The sequence below is a fragment of the Desulfosporosinus sp. Sb-LF genome (assembly GCF_004766055.1).
Classification (GTDB): domain Bacteria; phylum Bacillota; class Desulfitobacteriia; order Desulfitobacteriales; family Desulfitobacteriaceae; genus Desulfosporosinus.
Window position 1 is genome coordinate 1 of the sequence record NZ_SPQR01000013.1, and the last position, 21,235, is coordinate 21,235.

General features: G+C 41.6%; 18 protein-coding genes and 1 rRNA gene. 9 read left to right on the forward strand and 10 right to left on the reverse strand.

Annotated elements, in window-relative coordinates; all coding sequences use genetic code 11:
• The 4 genes from rrf to E4K68_RS16550 form a co-directional block, all read left to right on the forward strand.
• Positions 1–85 (forward strand): 5S ribosomal RNA (rrf, locus tag E4K68_RS16535); the annotation flags it as partial.
• A 631-nt stretch (positions 86–716) separates the two neighbouring features.
• Positions 717–1,184, forward strand: coding sequence for a transcriptional regulator NrdR (gene nrdR / locus E4K68_RS16540; RefSeq protein WP_135380029.1), 468 nt, complete (start codon positions 717–719; stop codon positions 1,182–1,184).
• 19 nt (positions 1,185–1,203) lie between these two features.
• Complete coding sequence (locus tag E4K68_RS16545) at positions 1,204–3,627, forward strand: vitamin B12-dependent ribonucleotide reductase (protein ID WP_199241807.1); 2,424 nt, start codon at positions 1,204–1,206, stop codon at positions 3,625–3,627.
• 609 nt (positions 3,628–4,236) lie between these two features.
• On the forward strand, positions 4,237–5,316 hold the full coding sequence (locus E4K68_RS16550) for a diguanylate cyclase (protein ID WP_135380030.1): 1,080 nt from the start codon (positions 4,237–4,239) through the stop codon (positions 5,314–5,316).
• Positions 5,317–5,727: 411 nt separating this feature from the next.
• On the opposite strand, the gene E4K68_RS16555 is transcribed toward E4K68_RS16550, so the two are convergent.
• From E4K68_RS16555 to E4K68_RS16560, 4 genes are all read right to left on the reverse strand, one after another.
• The gene (locus E4K68_RS16555) at positions 5,728–5,979 is read right to left on the reverse strand and encodes a spore coat protein D (RefSeq protein ID WP_135380106.1); all 252 of its coding nucleotides are present in this window, start codon (positions 5,977–5,979) and stop codon (positions 5,728–5,730) included.
• Between the two features lie 45 nt (positions 5,980–6,024).
• A complete protein-coding gene (locus E4K68_RS20705; protein WP_199241808.1) occupies positions 6,025–6,186 on the reverse strand; it encodes a hypothetical protein in 162 nt (53 codons plus the stop codon).
• 22 nt (positions 6,187–6,208) lie between these two features.
• Entirely contained in the window at positions 6,209–6,331 is a 123-nt protein-coding gene (locus tag E4K68_RS21500) for a hypothetical protein (protein ID WP_282433000.1), read from the reverse strand.
• 1,133 nt (positions 6,332–7,464) lie between these two features.
• On the reverse strand, positions 7,465–7,713 hold the full coding sequence (locus E4K68_RS16560; RefSeq protein WP_348982869.1) for a YheC/YheD family protein: 249 nt from the start codon (positions 7,711–7,713) through the stop codon (positions 7,465–7,467).
• A 228-nt stretch (positions 7,714–7,941) separates the two neighbouring features.
• Between E4K68_RS16560 and E4K68_RS16565 the strand changes: the two genes are divergently transcribed.
• A complete protein-coding gene (locus E4K68_RS16565) occupies positions 7,942–9,045 on the forward strand; it encodes a hypothetical protein (RefSeq protein ID WP_135380032.1) in 1,104 nt (367 codons plus the stop codon).
• Between the two features lie 59 nt (positions 9,046–9,104).
• Here the strand turns inward: E4K68_RS16565 and E4K68_RS16570 are convergent, their stop codons facing one another.
• On the reverse strand, positions 9,105–9,770 hold the full coding sequence (locus tag E4K68_RS16570) for a uracil-DNA glycosylase (protein WP_135380033.1): 666 nt from the start codon (positions 9,768–9,770) through the stop codon (positions 9,105–9,107).
• A gap of 200 nt (positions 9,771–9,970) precedes the next feature.
• On the opposite strand from E4K68_RS16570, the gene E4K68_RS16575 reads away from it, so the two are divergent.
• A complete protein-coding gene (locus tag E4K68_RS16575; RefSeq protein ID WP_199241809.1) occupies positions 9,971–10,759 on the forward strand; it encodes a lysophospholipid acyltransferase family protein in 789 nt (262 codons plus the stop codon).
• A gap of 386 nt (positions 10,760–11,145) precedes the next feature.
• On the opposite strand, the gene E4K68_RS16580 is transcribed toward E4K68_RS16575, so the two are convergent.
• The 5 genes from E4K68_RS16580 to E4K68_RS16600 form a co-directional block, all read right to left on the reverse strand.
• Positions 11,146–12,444, reverse strand: coding sequence for a J domain-containing protein (locus E4K68_RS16580; protein ID WP_135380034.1), 1,299 nt, complete (start codon positions 12,442–12,444; stop codon positions 11,146–11,148).
• A 279-nt stretch (positions 12,445–12,723) separates the two neighbouring features.
• Entirely contained in the window at positions 12,724–13,893 is a 1,170-nt protein-coding gene (locus tag E4K68_RS16585; RefSeq protein WP_135380035.1) for a thiolase family protein, read from the reverse strand.
• Between the two features lie 555 nt (positions 13,894–14,448).
• Positions 14,449–15,825 carry a sugar phosphate nucleotidyltransferase gene (locus tag E4K68_RS16590; protein WP_135380036.1) on the reverse strand — a complete coding sequence of 459 codons (1,377 nt, stop codon included), beginning with the start codon at positions 15,823–15,825 and terminating at the stop codon, positions 14,449–14,451.
• Positions 15,826–15,855: 30 nt separating this feature from the next.
• A complete protein-coding gene (locus tag E4K68_RS16595) occupies positions 15,856–16,548 on the reverse strand; it encodes a response regulator transcription factor (RefSeq protein WP_135380037.1) in 693 nt (230 codons plus the stop codon).
• Positions 16,549–16,550: 2 nt separating this feature from the next.
• Positions 16,551–18,251, reverse strand: coding sequence for an ATP-binding protein (locus tag E4K68_RS16600; protein ID WP_135380038.1), 1,701 nt, complete (start codon positions 18,249–18,251; stop codon positions 16,551–16,553).
• Positions 18,252–18,704: 453 nt separating this feature from the next.
• Between E4K68_RS16600 and E4K68_RS16605 the strand changes: the two genes are divergently transcribed.
• The 3 genes from E4K68_RS16605 to E4K68_RS16615 all read left to right on the forward strand — a co-directional run bounded on the left by E4K68_RS16605 (position 18,705) and on the right by E4K68_RS16615 (position 21,235).
• A complete protein-coding gene (locus E4K68_RS16605) occupies positions 18,705–19,562 on the forward strand; it encodes an amidohydrolase family protein (RefSeq protein ID WP_243450412.1) in 858 nt (285 codons plus the stop codon).
• A 14-nt stretch (positions 19,563–19,576) separates the two neighbouring features.
• On the forward strand, positions 19,577–20,041 hold the full coding sequence (locus tag E4K68_RS16610) for an MSMEG_0572/Sll0783 family nitrogen starvation response protein (RefSeq protein ID WP_135380040.1): 465 nt from the start codon (positions 19,577–19,579) through the stop codon (positions 20,039–20,041).
• A gap of 108 nt (positions 20,042–20,149) precedes the next feature.
• Positions 20,150–21,235: an MSMEG_0568 family radical SAM protein gene (locus E4K68_RS16615; RefSeq protein ID WP_135380041.1), complete on the forward strand. Its 1,086-nt coding sequence runs from the start codon at positions 20,150–20,152 to the stop codon at positions 21,233–21,235.

Sequence of the window (21,235 nt, forward strand, 5' to 3'; positions counted from 1 at the left end):
TCCCATACCGAACACGGAAGTTAAGACCTTCAGGGCCAAGAATACTTGGGGCGCAGGCCCCTGGGAACGTAGGTCATCGCCAGGTAAACAAGCAAAAGGACTATCTCTAACGAGGTAGTCTTTTTGTGTTAGAACGAACAATTTTCAAGCATTTAAACGTCTATGGGGTCGAGGTTCCACCCCTTCGATCCACACGGTAAGTACATTACGAATAAGAGGTGTCTACACATTGGGTAGACACCTCCTTTCTCGCTCCAGTCACGAGATGAATAAGAAACCTTATATCGTCTAATTACTTCTTAGATCGCAAGGCTTGCTCTTTAGAAAGGCCATGGCCATCCCTGGAGTCCATACTCGGTTGATTGTCAGGTGGATGTGGAATTGGTAGGGTGTTTGGATTAGGATTTTTTTCGGAAGGCATCTTCTTAATCAAAGTTGCGTCACATCCTTCTTAGTAATAGCTCATGATAGTCGCAAATATTATTCTGCCCTATTTACAAGCAGGAATACTACGTTAGAATAATCTTAGACTAGGAATAAATGATAATATTTACCATTAAATTAGTGCGACTGATAAAAAATAAGAAAGATAGAGATAGAGTACAGAAATAAGCGGTGGAGAGAAGGATAAGCCTCTAAAGGCCTAAAGGCCGAGTTGACGGCACAACATATAGTGTGGTTAAATTTTAAACATACTATATGTTGGGGGTGAAGCTGTGCACTGTCCATTCTGCGGAAACGGGGATACGAAAGTTCTCGATTCACGTCAGGTTGAGGAAGGGACGGCGGTTCGTAGGCGCAGGGAATGTGATCGTTGTTTGCGTCGGTTTACTACCTTTGAAAAGTTCGAGGATTCTCCGCTTGTTGTTGTAAAAAAAGAAGGGCGACGCGAGGAATTTTCTCGTTCTAAAATGATGGTTGGTATGATAAGGGCTTGCGAAAAGAGGTCAATTTCTACAGAACAAATCGAAGATGCAGCTTACGCAATAGAAAAGATATTGCGTAATAATCATGAACGTGAAGTCTCTAGTGCTGAAGTAGGAGAGGCTGTGCTCCAACAGCTCTTTGGCTTGGATGAAGTGGCCTACATTCGTTTTGCGTCCGTCTATCGTCAATTTGGAGATATACAACGCTTCATGGAAGAGTTACATGAGCTCATCGAAAAGCGAGGGACGATCGAGTAGAAGTGTTAGTTAATAAGTAATGAAGGAAAGTTGGGGATTCACGTTGGGATTCGAAGGACAAGCACCAAAAAACTGGCCGAGGGCTAATGTAACATCTAATGCGCGCGTTGTGTTGGAAAAACGGTATTTAAAACAAGTGGACGGGCAAGTGGTAGAAACTGTTGAGGATATGTTTTTTCGTGTTGCTAGTGTGATTGCGGAAAATGAATCGGATAAATATAGCAAAGGCAAACAAGAAACTCAAAAACTAGCCAAAGAATTCTATACCATGATGGCGAATCTCGAGTTTATGCCGAACTCGCCGACGCTAATGAACGCTGGTCGGGATCTCGGTCAATTGAGTGCTTGCTTTGTCTTGCCAGTTGAAGACAGCATGGAGGAAATTTTCGACGCGATTAAAAATGCGGCGATTATTCATAAATCTGGTGGTGGGACTGGCTTCAGTTTTTCCCGTTTGCGTCCGAAAAACAGCATGGTTCGTTCAACGGGTGGTGTAGCCTCAGGTCCGATTTCCTTTATGAAAGTTTTTAATTCAGCTACAGAAGCTGTTAAGCAGGGTGGAACCCGACGCGGAGCGAATATGGGAATTCTTCGCGTGGACCATCCAGATATTGTGGATTTCATTCAGTGTAAAGAGGATAACAAAGAGATTACGAACTTTAATATTTCCGTTGGGATAACTGAGGAATTTATGCTGGCTGTTCGTGAAGAACGTTCCTATGACCTCGTAGATCCTCATACAGGCGCATCAGCAGGTCAGTTATTTGCACCAGAAATTTTTAATAAGATTGTGGAGCATGCTTGGCAGAACGGGGAACCAGGAATCGTTTTCCTCGACCGTTTAAATAAGGGTAATCCCACTCCTCTGCAGGGAGAGATTGAAGCTACGAATCCTTGTGGTGAGCAACCCTTGCTCCCGAATGAAGCTTGTAACTTAGGCTCTATTAATCTCAAATTAATGGTGACTGAGAAAAATGGAAAAATGGTTATCAACTGGGAACGCTTGAGTTATGTAACCCGATTGTCCGTGCGTTTTCTGGACAACGTGATTGATGCTAATCAGTATCCACTGCAGATTATTAATGATGTAGTTAAAGGGAATCGCAAAATTGGCCTTGGTGTGATGGGCTTTGCGGATATGCTGATCTTACTGCAAGCGTCTTATGCTACGGAAGACGCGGTGGAATATGCGGAAAAAGTTATGAAGTTCATCCAGACTGAAGCTCGTATTGAGTCCCAAAGACTAGCTGAAGAACGGGGAACTTTCCCTAATTTTGAAGGTTCCATTTATGATGGGGTTCTGAAATTGCGTAATGCCACTCTGACTACGATTGCTCCGACTGGAACTATATCCATGATCTGTGCCGCTTCCAGTGGGGTAGAACCCCTCTTTGCGGTTGCTTATACTAAAACCGTCATGGATGGAACATCGTTAGTTGAGGTCAATCCGCTCTTTGAAAGGTTTGCCAATGAATATGGTTTCTACTCCCCGGAACTTATGCAAAAGATTGCCGAGAGGGGGACCGTCCTGGGTTTACCTGAAGTCCCTAACTGGGTTCAAGAAGTCTTTACTACAGCTCAAGAGATCGCGCCTGAATGGCATATTCGGATTCAGGCGGCCTTCCAAAAATTTACGGATAACGCGGTCTCCAAAACGATTAATTTTTCGAATGCTGCGACACGCGAAGATATTGCAGAAGCATATCGCTTGGCGGATGAACTAAACTGCAAAGGATTAACAGTCTATCGTGATGGTAGTCGAGAAGAACAGGTGCTTTCTACAGGGATTGCAGTGGCTGCTCAGGCCGATAAAAATATTGAAGTACAGGTTCCGACGGCATCTGAAAAGGTTATTGTTCCTAAGGCACCATTTGTTCCAGAAGTGAATACTGTCGTTCCTCGTCCACGGCCAACCACTACCATTGGAGTTACGGAGAAAATAAAAATTGGGTGCGGAAACCTCTATGTCAGTGTCAATGCGGATGAAAAAGGAATATGCGAAGTCTTTACTAATACAGGACGCGCAGGAGGATGTTCCTCTCAATCTGAGGCAACCGCTCGCTTGATTTCGATAACCCTACGTTCAGGATTGTCTGTCGATGCTATTACCGAACAGATCAAAGGGATTCGCTGCCCAGCTTGTATGCGGCGTGAAGGAGTCAATGTTACATCTTGCCCGGATGCTATTGCCCGCGTGATTAAGAAGTATAACGAGGTTGGTATTAATTTTTCTAATGTTAAAACCAGTGCGCAGGAAACAGCTCCAATAGCGAAAAGGTCAAGCATGGTCGCAAAAGAGATTGCCGCTGCAGAGAAAGCAACTGTTACGAAAGTGCGAACGGGCGTTGCACCTGCGAATGCTTGCCCAGAGTGTGGCAAACCGATTAATCATGAAAGTGGTTGCGTGGTTTGTACTCATTGCGGATACTCAAAGTGTGGGTAAGATGATGATATTCATCCAGAATAAAGTTGTTGAATTAGGGAATAAAGTTATTGAAAAACTTTGATCTTTGCTTCAGTTGTTCATCAGTCGACGATAAAGTGTTTATGCATCTATTACCCCTCACACGTTTTCAAACGTTTAGAGGGGTTTTTTGATTGAAGGAGGAAATATACCTTTCAACTTCACAGGTCACCCTGGTAACGGTAATATGACTATAACGAATATAGCTCTTTTGTCGTAACAAGGCACGTTAGTGTTACTTTTATTGTGAGTATTTATGGGCTTAGAGTTCAATCAATAATATTTAATGCGTTGGTAGAGAAAATATAAATTTTCACGCCAACGCATTTTGTTTTTGTGTTGAAGAGCGGGATGAGGAAATTATCCTCAAAGTTTTTAATTTTTAATACTAAAGATGTCTCAAATTGGAACTTTAAGCTTTAATTTAAGGGTTCCTCTCGTTTATGGTTTTACCTGTATTGAATACTAAGTAAGTTCGCAATAACTGAGTACGGATTGCAGAATAATAATTTTTTTTTGTTGAAAAAAGAGGAATCAAAAGTCTTTAAGTAGAAAACTGTATAAGACTAATTTATTGGAGTTAAAAGTATGTTTAAAGACTTATTTCTTAATGCAACAACTATTATTGCTTTCTTTAGCCTAGCAAACCGAATTCTTATTAATGAGGAAATAACACCTGATTCACCCTGGAAAATAAGAATATTCTTTAGTTCAATGAGTGGTATATTAGGGATGCTTTTAATGATTTTTAGTGTTCAAGTTATGTCTGGTGTAATTTTAGATTTTCGGAATATGGCGATAATTTTATCTGCAACGTACTGCGGTCTTGCACCTGCGATTATAACAGGCTTAATAATCGGGATATTCCGATTATATTATGCTGGTTTAACCTTTTCATCAATGATATCTGCATTAACAGCAATCATAATTGGTGTTGGTTGCGGATTTATATCTGAAATTAATATAACTAAGTTACACAAATGGTTATTTATGACTTTGGTGGTTTTAATAATTCCATGTATAACTTTGTCTATCCAAATTAATAACCATTTGTTATTAATTAAAACGATATTCACTTACTGGTTTGGACTAGCCAGTGTTTCCGTATTTATTTATTTTTTTGTTGGATATATGGATTTATTGAAATCAGCTTATAAGAAATATCAATTTGATTCTTCAAAAGACCATCGTACTGGTCTTAATAATGTTAGACAGTTTGACAAAGAGTTTAATAAAATTGTTAATAGATTAACTGAAAACAGTATGATTACTATGTTTTTTATTGATATTGACTTTTTCAAGAAGGTTAACGATGTTTATGGGCATCAAAATGGAGATAGAGTTTTAGAGGAATTGGGTAAAACTCTATTAAGTTCCACTAGTTCAACAGACATTGTATCCCGAAATGGAGGAGAAGAATTTTCCGTGATGATGACAGATTGTCCGAAAGATAAAGTCTTGGAAGTAGCAGAGAGGATTAGAAAAGTAGTCCAAGAACATAAGTTCTATTTAATTGATGGTCAGATAATAAATATTACTATTTCAATTGGCGTTGCAATCTATCCCTATACGGTTAAAGATATTCAAGAGATCGTAAAAAAAGCAGATTTAGCACTATACGAAGCAAAAAGAACGGGCAGAAATAAAGTTGTTATAGCTAAATTATAGAAAGAAAGAAGTATAACCGGCTCTTAATCTATCAGTTGTATCCAGCATCCCTTTTGAGTTTTACTTAGGAATCGAAAACTAATTTATAGCTCTTTTTGGCGTGACGATGCACGTTGGAGTTACTTCATTGTAAGTTTGTTTATGCCTAAATGCTCCCACGGTCAGTTTAAAATATTTAATGCGTTGGTTGAGAGATCGAAATTTTTACACAAATGCATTTTGTTTTTTGAGTTAAAGAGTGGGAGGAGGAGAAAATAGAGGAGTTAATCTTCAACTCCCTATATAAAGCAGTCTTAGATGATATGAGGAGAGAACTTGGGGGTGAAAAGTCGATACAAATGTACACTAAAATGCCTCCAAAAAGTATATTTTTAGAGGCATTTTAATTTTAGAATGAGAAATGATTAATGCCTACATCCGTCTGAGACCACGGAATAATACCCGTTGACCTGCGAGACCTTGAGCAGGGAGTGGTTGAGGCTGAAAACCTTGGTTAACTACTACGTTTTCCGTGGTTTGTTGATAATAATGCTGGGGAACATCTATAACATTTTGGCGATTGATATTCACAATTGGATGAATAACAGGGACAAATCGTTGGGTGTAATAATCGTGTACGCAATATTCAGGGGGACAACAAATTGGTTTAACACAACCATACATCACAAAAAACCTCCATACAACTTGAATTTCCTGATAAGAAATCTCTTAGAAGATCACACCTAAAGCGATAAGAATCAGAATTGCAATAGCAATAATTCCTACGCCGACGCAACAACCTGTGCCAACAGGGGCGACAGGAGCTGGACAGCAACTTACTGGGGGATGACAGCATGCTCCACCCATTCCACCATAACCCATTCCATACATAAGAAGTTCCACCTTTCTAAATTTAGAATACGATTCCCAATGCGATCAGAAGAAGAATAATTACTACAACTGCAGCGATTCCTGCACCAAAGCCACGTCCTGTTCCACAACCACAAGCAGCCCCATCAACACCACCGAATGCCATATCGATTTCCTCCTTTGTTAAGAGATAGTGTATAATATGAATATTGTGGTGGAAATGTAACAATATGGAATTAAAAATCAAAATCTATATAGTACAAACACAATATTTTCGCAATACTATATATTATGGATGCTTTTTTTGTACTTTTTGCCGATAAGAGTTGAATTTCCAATTCCTTACGTCTCGGGATTTGTTGGTTTTGCAGTAATGTTAGGGTTTATTCAGCAAAATCCGGGTTATTTAAATTTGGTCATGGTATTACTTAATCTGTGATTTCGCAAATCATAACATTTGGCATATGGTTTTCAGTTTCTGCATTAATTTATTGAATTTATAATAATAAACTTCCTGCTTGAATTAAATTATTCATAATAATTTTAATTTAAGAGATGGCATGGCGGGAAATTAAAATTACATCGCATTGGTACCTATAAAACCCTTGGTCTTAGCCATTAAACTGCTAATTATTCTTGTGCACCCACAGTTTAATTAATTAAAAATGGTAGTAACCATTGCCAAGGCATAAAAATTAACGTTAGCTGTTATCTTCTAAAAAAGAAAAATATAATAGGAATTTCTGTTTGGAAATATACCTGTTTTTGGTAACCCATCATGCCATCGAGAGAGGATCTGTATGCTCAATCCATTTTCCGAACATGATGGTAAAAATGTTCGGTGAGGACATTAACGAAATAAATCAACATGGTTTCAAAGCCACTGATCGGCTTTACTGAATTTTTAACGAGTCCATGCAGAACTCAGAGGTACGTTAAATAACTTTAAAATAACTTACATTGAAGTAAATCAACGCACGTGGAGTGCTTAATAGTGCTATATCAGGGTTGAGTGAAAGCCTTGATATGGCGGGTTTGAGAAGGTATATAGCCTTTTTATAGCGACAGAGTGTGAGTGGGAACATATTAAGCTAGATGGTCCATAAAGGACGATCTAGCTTTTTCTTTTAAGCTTTTTCCAAGACTTTTTGCCCTCTTAAATACCTTTTGAGTGTATCTTTCTTTAGAACATGCGGCAAAACCTGCAAAATATTGATTGTAGTAACTAATGCCAAAGGTGTCGTACGTACTTGTGGGCTGACAAGTTTGTACCTAATTAGATGCAAGAATACTCACATTCTAAAGTGTTAAGTTGTTATACATACGGATAATCATGTGCTTTGCGTAATCTAAAGGTAAACCATGGACCTGTGAAAGGACCTCTTCGTTTGTTACTTCATTATATCCTATTGTGTTCGGTTTACTGTTGGCTTCTAATAACCATAGTTTGCCGTCTTCATCCAAAGACACGTCGAGCCCAACTTCTCCCAAAGTTCCAAAGGTCGCTTCTAAGGCAAGTAACATGTCGTAAGAAAAATCCCTAATCATCTTCCAGCTTAATAAGGAGTGGGGCAGTTAATCATCAGGAGCAAATATAGCCTCTCGGGCCCCTGCAACGTGATTAGTTACTATTGCTCCTTCGGAGGCGATCCTACAATTAATTGTAGATATCACCCAAGAAACAATAGACCCCCTGTGATAGAATGAAATATCTAGCATAGGGAGGTATTCTATGGACACTATTAATTTAACTCTCAAGCTGAAGGAGGTAAGGGCATGGCAGAAGCCTTGAAAGCCATTTACAATAAAGAGTTTCTACGTCACTTTGGCGAGAAGGTACATGCTGTTCACGGCACTTTCGATACGGAGAGCTTCGTCGCAACTGCGATGGATGAGCCATGGGATGGGCTTGAGCTAAAAGCTCGGATGCGGCGAATCGCCGAGACACTCAGGACATATTTACCGATTCGGTACGAAGAGGCTTTGGACGTGCTATTTGCAATAGATGAGACCTGCGTTGGGTTTCCGTACCTTTTCTTTCCGGATTTCGTGGCAGCGTACGGCCAAGAAGAGGAACACTGGGAGCTTTCTATGAAAGCGCTAGAACGGTTTACTCAAAAATCGTCCTCGGAATTTGCCATAAGACCATTTTTGCTACATGATCCGGAGCGGGTGATATGCCAGATGACTATCTGGTCGAAGCATTCAAATGAGCATGTCCGACGGCTTGCGAGCGAGGGCTGCCGCCCCCGTTTGCCGTGGGGGGGAGCGCTTCCGATGTTCAAGCGTGACCCAACTCCGGTGATTGCTGTACTTGAACAATTGAAGGCAGACCCGTCTCTTTACGTGCGCAAGAGTGTTGCCAACAATCTAAACGACATTGCTAAGGATCATCCTTCGGTCGTGCTCGAAACAGCTCGTCGCTGGACAGGTGTGTATCCGCACACGGACTGGATTGTACGGCAGGGTTGCCGAACTTTGATCCGCAAAGCCGATCCCGAGGCCATGGAATTATTCGGCTACACGAAACCGACAGACATTGTGTCACTTACGACCTGTGCCTCATTATCGGTACTACCGTCCAGACTGGTGATCGGCGAGAGTTGCGAGCTGCAATATGAGCTTTGTATCCTTGAAGGGCAGCCGGTACGCATCCGCATCGAATATGGGATCGACTTCGTGAAGGCCAGAGGAAACACATCACGTAAATCGTTCCTGCTGTCTGATAAAACGGTATCTGGCGGTACACGTCTCACTGGCACACGGATGCACAGCTGGGCGGATTTGACGACCCGCCGCCATTATCCGGGCGAGCACAGGATTGCACTGTTGGTGAACGGGTGCGAAGTTGCTTATGTGGTATTGCAGCTTGAGGTTTAGGTAACATTATCGATCATCAAAAAAATGGCAGTTTTTTTTAATAACGGCTAAGGTGCCTTCTATTCGATTTGCCAGTCGATTGGCTTTCTATTCTTAGAAATTAAGAACTTATTTGTTTGAGAAAAAGGTTTACTGCCAAAGAACCCTCTGCTAGCGGATAGGGGACTCGGGTGAGCGGATTCAATCACCATATGATGGGGATTGGTAATGAGTTTCTTCTTGGAACGGGCGTTATTACCCCATAATATAAAGACCACAGGGTCGGGCTTCTTATTAACTAAAGAAATAATCTTATCGGTAAAGATCTCCCAACCCTTGTTTTGATGAGAATTGGGCTTTCCTTCTTCTACGGTGAGTGCGGTATTGAGGAGCAATACTCCTTGTTCTGCCCATTTTCGAAGTGAACCATGTTTAGGTATTGTACAACCCAGGTCGGATTGGAGTTCCTTAAATATATTCTGGAGCGATTTTGGCAAGGGTACTCCAACATTTACGGAAAAACTAAGACCCATTCCTTGGCCTATATTGGGATACGGGTCTTGCCCTAAAATGACGGTCTTAGTATTTTCGTATGAGGTAAATACTAAGGCGTTAAACACATCTTCCTTTTTAGGAAAGATGTGTTTATTTCTATATTCGTTTTTTACCCATTCTAACAGTTTAATATAATATTTCTCTTTTATTTCATCATCAAGAAGTCTTTTCCAATCAGCTTGAACTGCCATGAGAATTCTCCTTTCCTTGGTATTAATTAATATTGTCACAAATTTTGACGTTTGTCCAAGGATAGCTTAGAATTTAAGCTGAGTATAGCAAGGATGAAATATGTTGGTTTTGAGGAAGGATATCCTATCAATATGCCGAACTAATTAATACTCGATATAAGCTTAAAGTGGCATTTGAAAATCAACAGGAGGAACAGAACTTGAACAAGGTTTTTTTTATGAAGGATTCATATCATACTAAGGAAAACACCCCCCGTTTGTTTATTGATAGATTAATGGTCAATGCGCGTTTGTTTTTTATGTCTAAATACTTTTCTATCGTACTGAAATCTCGTAGTTTAGCTCTAAAAGACCAGTATGATACACAGGCTTGGGCACTATCGTCATATGATGTTTTCAAGTTGATTGAGGGCTGTGGGGGTAGGTTTCATATCACGGGGCTAGAGAATTTACATAAGTGCCAAGGCCCTGTTGTTTTCATTAGTAACCATATGAGCACGCTTGAGACAATGGTGTTTCCCTGTATTATCGCTCCACTCATGAATGTAACGTTTGTTGTCAAAGATAGTCTTGTCAAACATCCGTTTTTTGGTCCTATCATGCGTGCACGAAATCCGATTGTTGTAAGCAGGCAAAATTCTAGAGCAGATTTTCAAATAGTCATGAAACAGGGGCAGGAACTATTATCCAATGGAATATCGATTATCGTGTTTCCGCAAAATACACGGACTGTAGAATTTGTACCTAAGGAATTTAACACGTTAGGCGTAAAGCTGGCAAACAACGCTAAGGTTCAGGTTGTCCCCATTGCAATCAAGACCGACTTTTGGGGAAATGGGAAATACTTAAAGGATCTAGGGCCTATCAATCGCAGAAAACCTATTCATATGGCTTTCGGAGAACCCTTATCCATTAACGGTACAGGAAAAGAGGAGAATAAGGCGATTATCGAATTTATTAGCTCTCATCTAGAGAAATGGAATGCTTAGCATATAACACTTTTCCAGAGGATGCGGGCACGGAACAGGAGGGAGATTCTAAATCTGCTGCTCATGCCAGTGCTGTGATGAGTTTTTAAAGCGGGCAGACAAGGCAGTATTTCAATTAAAAGCAATGGTAAAAACAGAATTGAAGTTTACAGAAAGCAATACCCATTAATTGTATAAAATCGTATTTGATGAAAAACCAGACGCCCCTAACGAGTGAGGACATCCTCACTCGTTAGGGGCGACTAACGTGGATTGTATCTTGCCGAACGGAATTTCCACCCACTAAATTACACGACCTATGCTCGGTCCCGCCCAAAAGTTGAATTATTATATTACCCGATTTTGTTTTTGGGGTTCCTAAAAGAATAGAAGAACCAATGTTATTCTTAAAAGTCACAGTCACCTAATATTTGGGCGGTCAAATTTTCAGCTATTTGCTTGCCTGAGTGATTGAGATTCTGCATATGTTCGAGAAACAGTTCATCCCAATGATCATGAAAGTACCGGTAAACCAAAGGATATCTTTTCCGCAGATACGTAATGCCTTCTACGAACATCTCGTCAATTTCTAGATTTGCAAAAGCTGGGTCATTGATAAAAGACAGCATGCCGTCACGAATTAATCGAAGTTCTTCTGGCGACCAAAAGTCGTGGTAAAACCATTCTAAGGCGTGAAACGTTAAGGGTGGAAAGTTATTTTCATCGCATTCCAATTGCTTGATCTCTTTCTGCACCCGCGCCAACTCGTGAGTTTGGCGGTGTTGCTGGTGTATCCGTGGGTTGGCCGAATCAATGTAATATATAAGATCAATAAATAGTTCTGCTTCTCGAAATCGACCTACGTCAAAATATTCTTCGTGTTCATGTTGTAGGGCGTCGATGATCATAAGCTTGTCGTCTTCGTTTGTAACAGACTTTAATAACTTACGAACACGTAGCTGAATCTTGGATTTGAAACTCCATTGTTTCTGGTCGAACATGCTATTAAGCCAGTAAATAAAGATCATGATATCCTCTGGGATTTCATTCCATGGGGCTGGCACAAAGGTCAAAATTAGTTTCCATAAGTCCTCGCCACGGTCTAAATCCTGATAAGCGTCTGTATATAGACTAAGTAACAGGCGAATCTGTTCCGGATAGCAAGATCGAACTTCATCCAAAACCTGAATGGCCTCTTCAGGGTGTCCTTCTTGAAGCAACATTCTGGCTTTTACTACCAATATCATAGGTTTATCGTTATCGGGTGCTATATCCTCGACTATGTCGAATTGTTCTTGAAATGTCACTAGATCGTTCTTTAGTAATGCAATATAAGCTCGGAAGAGATGGAGATTGAGGTTATCCGGCATGAGCGCAAAGGCTTGAATTATCAACGTTTCAGCTTTTCCATAGTGCTCGCTTTCCACATATCCCCACACATCTTCCATAATCTTTTCGAGCTTACCGCTATATTTACGTATTAAGTCATATTCCCGCCGTTTAATCGGATCGCGTAGTGTTTCATAAGCCCGGCAGATTTGTTGGAATTTTTCCGGATGGGTGTCGGGTGGGAAGGACTCGACAGAATCTAGATACTTCTGTTTGATTGAAGCTTGGGTAGCATTGACTCTCACGCCCAAGTTCTTATAAAAATCTTCAGGTTTTGATTTCCGTGATCGACGCTGGGAAGGTTTAGTTGTTTCCATGTCGTTCCTCCTAAACTTATAAATAACCAAAGAGAAACCATTTTAATGGATGCTTGTGTGTTACTATTCGTTACCCTTTGATATTTCGAGATTCGTGAAAATTATCACTAGAAAATAATTTCTAAAGCGCCAAGATCACACCCAATGCTTTGCATGACTCAAAATTAGCTGGCAATATTTAAACGATCCTGGATAGTAACGTCAAAAATGCAATTCTGGACGACTTCATACCAACCATGAAAATTCGCTTAATTCCTCTCCTATCAAAATATATCCATCTTAATAAGCCTCAATCAAAACAGCCGCGCCTAATCCACTCCCCGCACAGCAAACTGCCAGACCTATTCGACCGCCGCGTCGTTTTAATTCATGAGTGAGTCGTACTAACTGGATAGTTCCACTAGCCCCGAAAGGATGCCCGTAGGCAAGTGTTCCGCCATTTACATTAACCTTCTGCCATTCCCAATTGAGCTCTTTTCCTACGGCTAACATTTGGGCTGCAAAACACTCCGTACACTCAATAAGATCAACATCAGCCAAACGATAACCTGTTTGTTTTAAAACTTTTCTAATTGCTCTCACCGAGGCTAGGCCCATTTTCAACGGTTCAACCCCCACCGTTGCATAACCTTTAACTTTTGCCAATGGTTTGACCGCTCCTCTAAGCGCTCGTTTCGAATCCATTAAAATTGCGGACGCCGCACCATCCGCGGGAATGCTCGAATTTCCAGCCGTCACGGTACCACCAGACATAAAGACAGGTTTATAACGAGCTAGGGTTTCTAATTTCATATTATGATGGGGCCCCCCATCACGAACAACCAATTCTTTGGTTTCAGAACCGTCACATTGCAAAGGTTTTATGTTCACAATTTCTTCACCATATCCATCTGTTGCCATGGTTTGAACTGCTTTGCGATGGCTGTTAAGAGCAAATAAATCCTGTTCTTCTCGGGTGAGACTGTAATCTTGTGCTAATTTCTCAACTGTCCAACCAACTCTTTGTTTGAGAATAGGATCTGTTAAAACTACGTCAACCATATCAAGCATCATCGTTCTTCCGTTTACTTTACTGGTCATCATAGGGGTCTGACTGACATTCTCCGAACCACCAACAACGACAACGCTCTCAGCTTCTGCTTGAATAGACTGAGTACCTAAAATAACCGACAACAAACCTGTGCAACAAAGATTGTTGGGGGTGAATGCCGGAACAGATGCAGGAAAACCAGCCATCAGTCCGGCAACCCTAGCTAAATAAGAATGTTCACCTTGTTGTAATACACACCCAATGATAATCTGACCCACTTTACCAGCTTTAATTCCCGCTCTAGTTGTTGCTTCCATAAGTGTTAAAGCAGCTAAGTTCTCAGCGGGAGTGTGCGTGAATTGGTGGTTTACTCGGCACACTGGTGTGCGAACAGCAGATACTAAAACTACTTCCTTCAAGTTTTCTACCCCCTTAAAAACATTATGAGTTCAAAGATGACTTGTTATTACTGCGATATAACCAAAGAATACCGACATTTCCGATGAGTACACAGTCCCTATGAACGTGTTAGTCAACATTCCTTCAAATCACCCGCCTCCAACAGCATTACCGGTGAACATTCACCTCCTATACGATCGGTTAGGTTTATAACCTCTGAGGATGTATAAGTAGGGTAGTTTTAGAATACATTCTGAATATCTTAGTCACATTCAAGCTACCTAATATTTCGATGTCATTTAGCTATTGTTAGCCTTGTTATTGCTTTGCAAGAAGTTTGCAAAAACTCACAAGTGATGTCCGTTTTATTATTCTTTCATTTGCATTACAAAAAAGTGATATATAGCCAAGAGCGAATCAAACACAAAGAGCCAAGTCCTTGTTAAATAGGATTTGGCTCTTTGTGATAAAACGTATTATATGGCACTTTTTGTTTGTAAAAGAAGATCCCTCGTTACTGGTTGATCTCCACGGAGGTCAGCATTGATTAATTGAGCGCTCCCAGGGAGTAAAGGTTACTCTGCGAGATCAAAAATGCATCGATTTGTAGTTTCTTCCCAAGTTAGGCAGAGCCTGGTGATATCTTCTTCCACTAAATTGATTCCAGATTGAACTTCAATGAGCTCTAAATCGGAAACAGCTTTTAAACCATGTTTGGTTCCACCCGGTATATGGAGGACATCACCGGACTTGACGGGATAGATGGTACCATTACAAGCAAAGAGACCATTCCCACTGGTGATAGTCCATACTTCTGTCCGCATGTCATGAGCTTGATAGCTTAAGTTCTTCTCTGGAAGTAAATGAAGTTTCTTAGTCAGTATTTCGTACCCGTCCAATGATTGAGCATAGTCTAAAACGTGATACCACCCCCAGTGCCTTTCTTCGAACATCGGACGTATGTGCCAATCGGTCGTATATTCTTTCAAGTGTGGGCTTGCCTCTTTGTCAGCAACAAGGATTCCGTCGGGGCTAGCGGCTATCACTAGATTCGATGCACCCAGGGTTAGAATGGGTATATCAAGTTCATTAATAATGTGGGTATTCAAAGAGTCGGGACTCATGAGTCCTTTACCAGAGATAGGCTCTAACTTCGTGGCTAAAGTATTCCAGGTACCGAGATCTAGCCAGCTTCCCTCGTACTTAACAGCAACGATGCTTGATGCTTTTTCTAAAACTTCATAATCAAAGCTGGTCTTCGGCAGGGAATTGTAACTACGGCGCAGTTCTTCATACTGGATAGGGAAGCCGTGACCACGTAACCAGTTCAGCATAAAACCTAATTTGAAAGCAAATACACCACTGTTCCACAAAGCCCCTTGCTCGATTATCGCTTCGGCATCTGCGGGTTGGGGCTTTTCCACAAAGCGATCAATTCGTAAAGCGCCTAAAACATTTGATTGTGCAAATGGAACCATATAGCCAAAGGAAGAGGACTGCGTAGTTGGTGAGATACCAATTAAACCGACTTTGCCTAGCCTCCTGGACAAGAAGGATGCCAAGTCTTGGTAACAGTCGTAAAATGCTTCATCGACATAAGAATCTATAGGAGCTACAATAATTACTTCGTCATCATCCAGCTTTTCCCGACTATGAAGGTAGGCGCAAGTTAGAGCAATGGCTGGAAAGGTGTCGCGTTGCTCTGGTTCACTAACACATCTCACTTCTGGGCTTAGCTGCGAAGAAATATTATCTATCTGCGCCTCACAACATGATATCATGGCTAATTCAGCAAGACCGGTGGCCTTTAGTTGACGCCATACACGCTGGGCCATTGACTCGGGTTGGCCTGCCGGATTTTTGAGTATTTTAATGAACTGTTTGGCTCGAGCTTGATTGGAAATAGGCCATAGCCTCTTGCCAGCGCCACCTGAAAGTAGTACTAATCGCATTTCTTTATTCACCATACTTTTTCAATAAACTTATTCAATGACGAATTTATAGCCGACACCTCTTAAAGTTCTAATGAAGGAGGGTTGGCTTTTACTTTGTTCAATTTTCTCTCGTAAGCGACTAATTAAAACAGTAACGGCATCATCATTACCATAATAATCAGTTTGCCAAATCTGATAGAGCAATTGTTTACGGGTAAAGACTTTGTTTGGATGCTTGACGAGAAACCAAAGAAGGTCGAATTCTTTGGCTGTCAGCTCTATCGGAACATCATCAATGAAAATTTCCCTTGTGGCCGGATTGATGCGAAGCCCTCTATGCGAAAAGGTGGGTGAATCTGGATCGAGGGTGCTCTGTTCTTGGCGAGTTCGACGTAAGACGGCCTTTGCTCGCAGACAGAGTTCTACAGGGCTAAAAGGTTTAGATAAATAGTCATCTACACCCAGGTTGAAACCTAATATTTTGTCAAGTTCTTCGTTACGTACGGAAAGAATGATGATAGGGATTGAGGAGGTCTCCCGAATTGTACGACAAACCTGAAAACCATCCACATGGGGGAGCATTAGATCCAGAATGACCAGATCAGGTTCTTGCCGGTGAAATTGCTCGATTGCCTGGCTCCCGTCGAGGGCTGTGATCACTTCATAGCCTTCCCGTATGAAGCAGTGTTCCACAATTTTAAGAATTTTGGGTTCGTCATCGACGACCAAAACCTTTGGCATATTTACCCCTCCATTTCTATTGTGGGTTTAGAGTTTAAGTGAGCAAGAATAGGTAATGTGAAATGGAATGTGCTTCCTTGGCCCAAAACACTTTCAACCCAAATCGTTCCACTATGAAGTTCTATCATCTGTTTTGCTACTGCTAGGCCCAGTCCCAACCCGCCAAATTCCCGGTTGGTACCGGAATCTACTTGAAAGAATTTTTCGAAGACCTTGTCCAATTTACTCGCTTCAATCCCACGTCCGGTGTCGGAGATGGATACCTGGATCGTTTCTTTGTCTTTATTATAAAGTACTTGGAGGTGGATGCTTCCACCCGAGGAAGTGAATTTGATGGCATTGGACAACAGATTCATGAGGGCTTGTTTGATTTTGTTCTTGTCTGCTTCGATCGCAGGTAAATCTGAAGGAACATTAATAGAAAGGTGAAGATTGTTATTTTGAATGAGTGGACGGAAGATATTCACGAGAATCGTAGTAATCTCAGAGAACTCAAAAAATGTAGGATGCAAATTGACTTTGTTTTTTTCTAGGTTGGAAAAATCGAGTAAATCTCTGATCAGATCGAGTAAATGATGGGCACTTTGGTATATATCGAATGAATATTCAGAGGATTCCGAAACACCTATCCCTTGTTGCATCAAAATTTCGCTGTAGGCAATGATGGAAGTCAGAGGAGTCTGCAGTTCGTGGCTCATCAGGGCAATAAACTCTGACTTTACTTCACTTGCCTTTGTTAATTCTTCATTAATTTGACGTAGGTTTTCTTGATGAATATTCAGGGCGTAGTTTGCACTGCGTAATTCTTTCGTCCGCTCGTCAACCCGAGATTCCATTGTCTCGCAAAGAATTTTTAGATTATTAGCCATAGCATGAAGATTATCCTGCAATACTCTAATCTCATAATTATCTGCAATGGTTGTATCGGGAATGTCTAGATCCCCTTTGCCAAAGCGAGTGGCTAAGTCAGCCATGCCTTCAAGCGGTTTGACCACTTTGGAACGAATGGATAGATAGACTGCGACAGTAAGACTTAATAATAGGATCAGAGTAGAAAGAATATCACGTATGAGGCTAGTGCGTAGCTCTTTGTAAGTTTGCTCGAGCGGGGCCGTAATACTGATAGCGCCGGCGAAGTCCCCCAAATGTGCTCCTTCTTTAGGGTATCCTGTAATATCAATGGCCCCTGCGGGCCCGCCATGGCAACTCAAACAATCCTCTTCAAAGTAGAGCGGTACCATATAACGGTAGGATTTATGATCATTTACTGTATCGACGGATGCGTACTCAGCTAAATTGCGATCTAGGGAGAATTTCTCTAAGATTTGTTGCTCGTATTGGTCAGGTGCGTTGACTGAATTTCGGACTTGGAGTCGGGTTTGCTTAAAGGTGTAGCCTAAAGTCCCGTTGAAGATCTGTGAGATACCCCGTATGGCCACTGAAGGATTAAGATGTTTGAAATTGCTGGTACCGTCCCTGTCTAAGTTGATTACGTCTTGCTTTTCAGCGATGAAGATACGGGTAGCAATCAGTTCCTGAGCCAGCATTGACGTGCTATTATGCAAGTCTTTAAAAGCTAACTGATATTGATTGTAACTGCCCCAACCAATATCCACACTCATTAATAAAATTACTGTAATAGCTACGATCAAAATGATTTGCGTATTTAAATGCTTCTGATGGAATGTTTTAAGTAGTTTCAAGATTGCCCTCCTATAAGTCCTAAATAAAGTGAATAAAAGAACAACCTTTGAATTAGAAAGCTTAGATCTAAAGTTAATTTTCTTCATTGTAACCAAGCCCCATAAAACAGTCAACCGTCGCATAACATAGAAGCCTTACACTAGGGCGGAATGATTAAATCTATGATCCAAGAGAAAAACCGCTTGATAAGCGGTTTTTTTGGTCAGTGTGAATACTTTAGGAAGGCGTGTAATCTCTTTGCAAGAATCGAGAAAGATTGATGCAAGAAAAAGGTAGGTAAAAAGTTATCAAAAACAACCCTGCTGCAAGCTAAATTGCAACTTAGCGTCAACGAAAGATAAAGAATTTGTTAGGTAACTAGAATCGAATTGAAATTTTCGAATTATATAATAAATTTGCCCTATAGGGATACCCCATCCTAGGCGGGGTAGAAGTTATTAAAAGGAGGAATTGTGTTGAAGGTTCTGCGTAATGTATTTGATGCACATTCGCACATTGGTCCGATGGCTCCCTGGAAGTATTATGATCTCGAGGAAGCGGTGAACCCTACGGTGCTAGAGTATCCCGATACGGAATCCTACTTGGCCCACATGGACAAGTATGGTATTAAAAAGGCACTTGTTTGCCCGAACTACGGCATTCCTGTTCATGAACAGCCTTTTAGCCTTAATCCCCTAGTAATTGAAGCTGTAAAGAAGTCTGACCGAATCGTCGGTGGTATCTGGGTCTCCAATGTTCCTCGTAATAAAGAACTCACCAGGGCGGCCCTTAAATTTGCGGGTGAACCAGGTATAGCTTGTCTGAAAATGACCTATTTGTTAGGTGGTAATCCTGATCCAGATAAATACGACGCAGAAGCAGAAGAGCTGATGGAAGAAATCGTAAGTACTTGCGAAAAATATGACCTTACGTTACAAACCCACTCCAGTTCGGGCGGAAATTCTGACATAAGTAACTACTATAAGTTTGTCGAAAAATATGGAAAACGCATTCGTCTCCATATCATTCACCTCGGTGGCGGTGTGAGCGGGCACATTAAAATGGTCCCCAAATTCATTAATTGGGTCAAAGAGGGTTATCAAGTCTACACGGATGGCTGCTGGGCAGTCGGCTTTGGCGTACGTTTCTTGTTAGATGAAATTGCGAAAGCCGGTGTTGGTGAAGATCGTATTCTTTGGGGTTCTGATGAGCCATGGAGTGATCTGCCTTCCGAGTATTGGAAATGGGAAGGCGCCGATATCTCCGATGAATTTAAAAACAAGATTTTCTGGGAAAACGCTGAACGCGTGTATGGGTCCAAGAAGAAATAAGGAGGAGAAAGCACATGTCGAAAGTTCAAGTTGGCGATAGTCTTTATACTAAAAACAAAATGTTTCCTGATTATAAGGCCGAACCCGGTCAAAAAGCTTTAGTGCAAATCCACGGAATGTTTACCGAGGCTTCAGTAACCCTGATTGCGCTCTTAACGGCTACCCGTCTCCAGCGTAAGGGATTCGAGACATCAATTCTGCTTTATGGACCGTCCGGTGTACTCGCGGCCAGTGCTACTAAGGGCTATCCAAAAGTTGGGGATGAATTCTATCCTGGTCATCTGGCACATACTCAGCGCCTTCAACAATTCATGAAAGAAGGCGGTAAGGTATATATCTGTCAGTTCGGACTGGGCGCCACCGGTTTCCGTGAAGAAGATCTACTTGAAGGTGTAATCGCTTTCGATCCACTTGATACACTTGATTTGGCACTTGAACACTATAAAGCAGGTGCTTTTATTATGGGAACTTGGATGTAAGCTTTTGTTTTAAATAGCTGAATGACTTTTACATTTCCCTCCCTTACCTTGGCAAAGTTGCCAGGGTAAGGGTTCTATCTCTAAACGATCGCAAAGGAGTAGCGGAACATGGGTAGTTCGTTGAAACCCGAGGAATTAATGGTGGAATTACAGAGCAAAGGAATTAGACTCGAACAAGGCTCGGTGAAGGGCCGTCAAGGTGGCGCAGGCCCAGCCAATGGCAAAGGAATGGTGTTTGGAACATTCCAGATTACTGTTCCCACGACAGGTGAGTGTGCCATGAATTCCCACTATTCTCTACATGAGGATGGGGAGAGAGCATTTATTCTCGAGGATGGTGAAGTCATAAGTGAAGTCGAGTTAATAGGTAAGCCTCAATTTTATGCTTTGCACACTGCGGACGGGGTGCCTTACAACAAAATCGCGCTTCTCCACGGACGCGATTGTTTGGCCAGCACAGTTATTCAAACCTGTTCGCGTTGGCATGGCGGGGAACGTTGTCAATTTTGTGGAATAGGTACAAGCCTAAATGACAATAACACTATGCCTGTAAAAACTCCAAAGCAACTGGCAGAGGTTGCTGAGGCTGCAGTTCGTTTGGACGGGGTAACACATGTGACTCTAACCGCCGGAACAACAGCTAACCCTCTGCATGGTATCAAACACTTGGGAGATTGCGCTCGGGCAATCAAAGAAGCAACAGGGTTACTCGTGCATGTTCAATTTGAGCCTGTCGAGGATCTAAGCATCTATAGTCAGCTGAAAGATTATGGTGTAGATACCGTAGGTATGCACCTCGAGAGTTTTGATCAAAAGGTGAGAGAACGTATTACTCCTGGGAAGGCAAAATTGCCTGTAAGTAAATATTTTGAGAGCTTTGCCAAGGCAGTAGAGGTTTTCGGCCGGAATCAGGTCAGTACCTATATTATTATTGGATTGGGTGAGAGTCTGGCAGATACTCTAGCAGGCTGTGTTCGCTGTATCAAGATGGGAGTCTATCCATTTGTTGTACCCCTTCGGCCAGTGAAAGAGACAGCCTTTGCCAATATGGCTCCGCCGGAGCCGAAAACAATGGTTGAAATATACACTGAAGTTGCAAGGGCTTTAGCAGACAAAGGACTGCGAGCTGCCGACAGTAAAGCAGGCTGTGTTCGATGTGGAGCTTGTTCGGTTTTGCCCGCCTTTGAGAGGTGA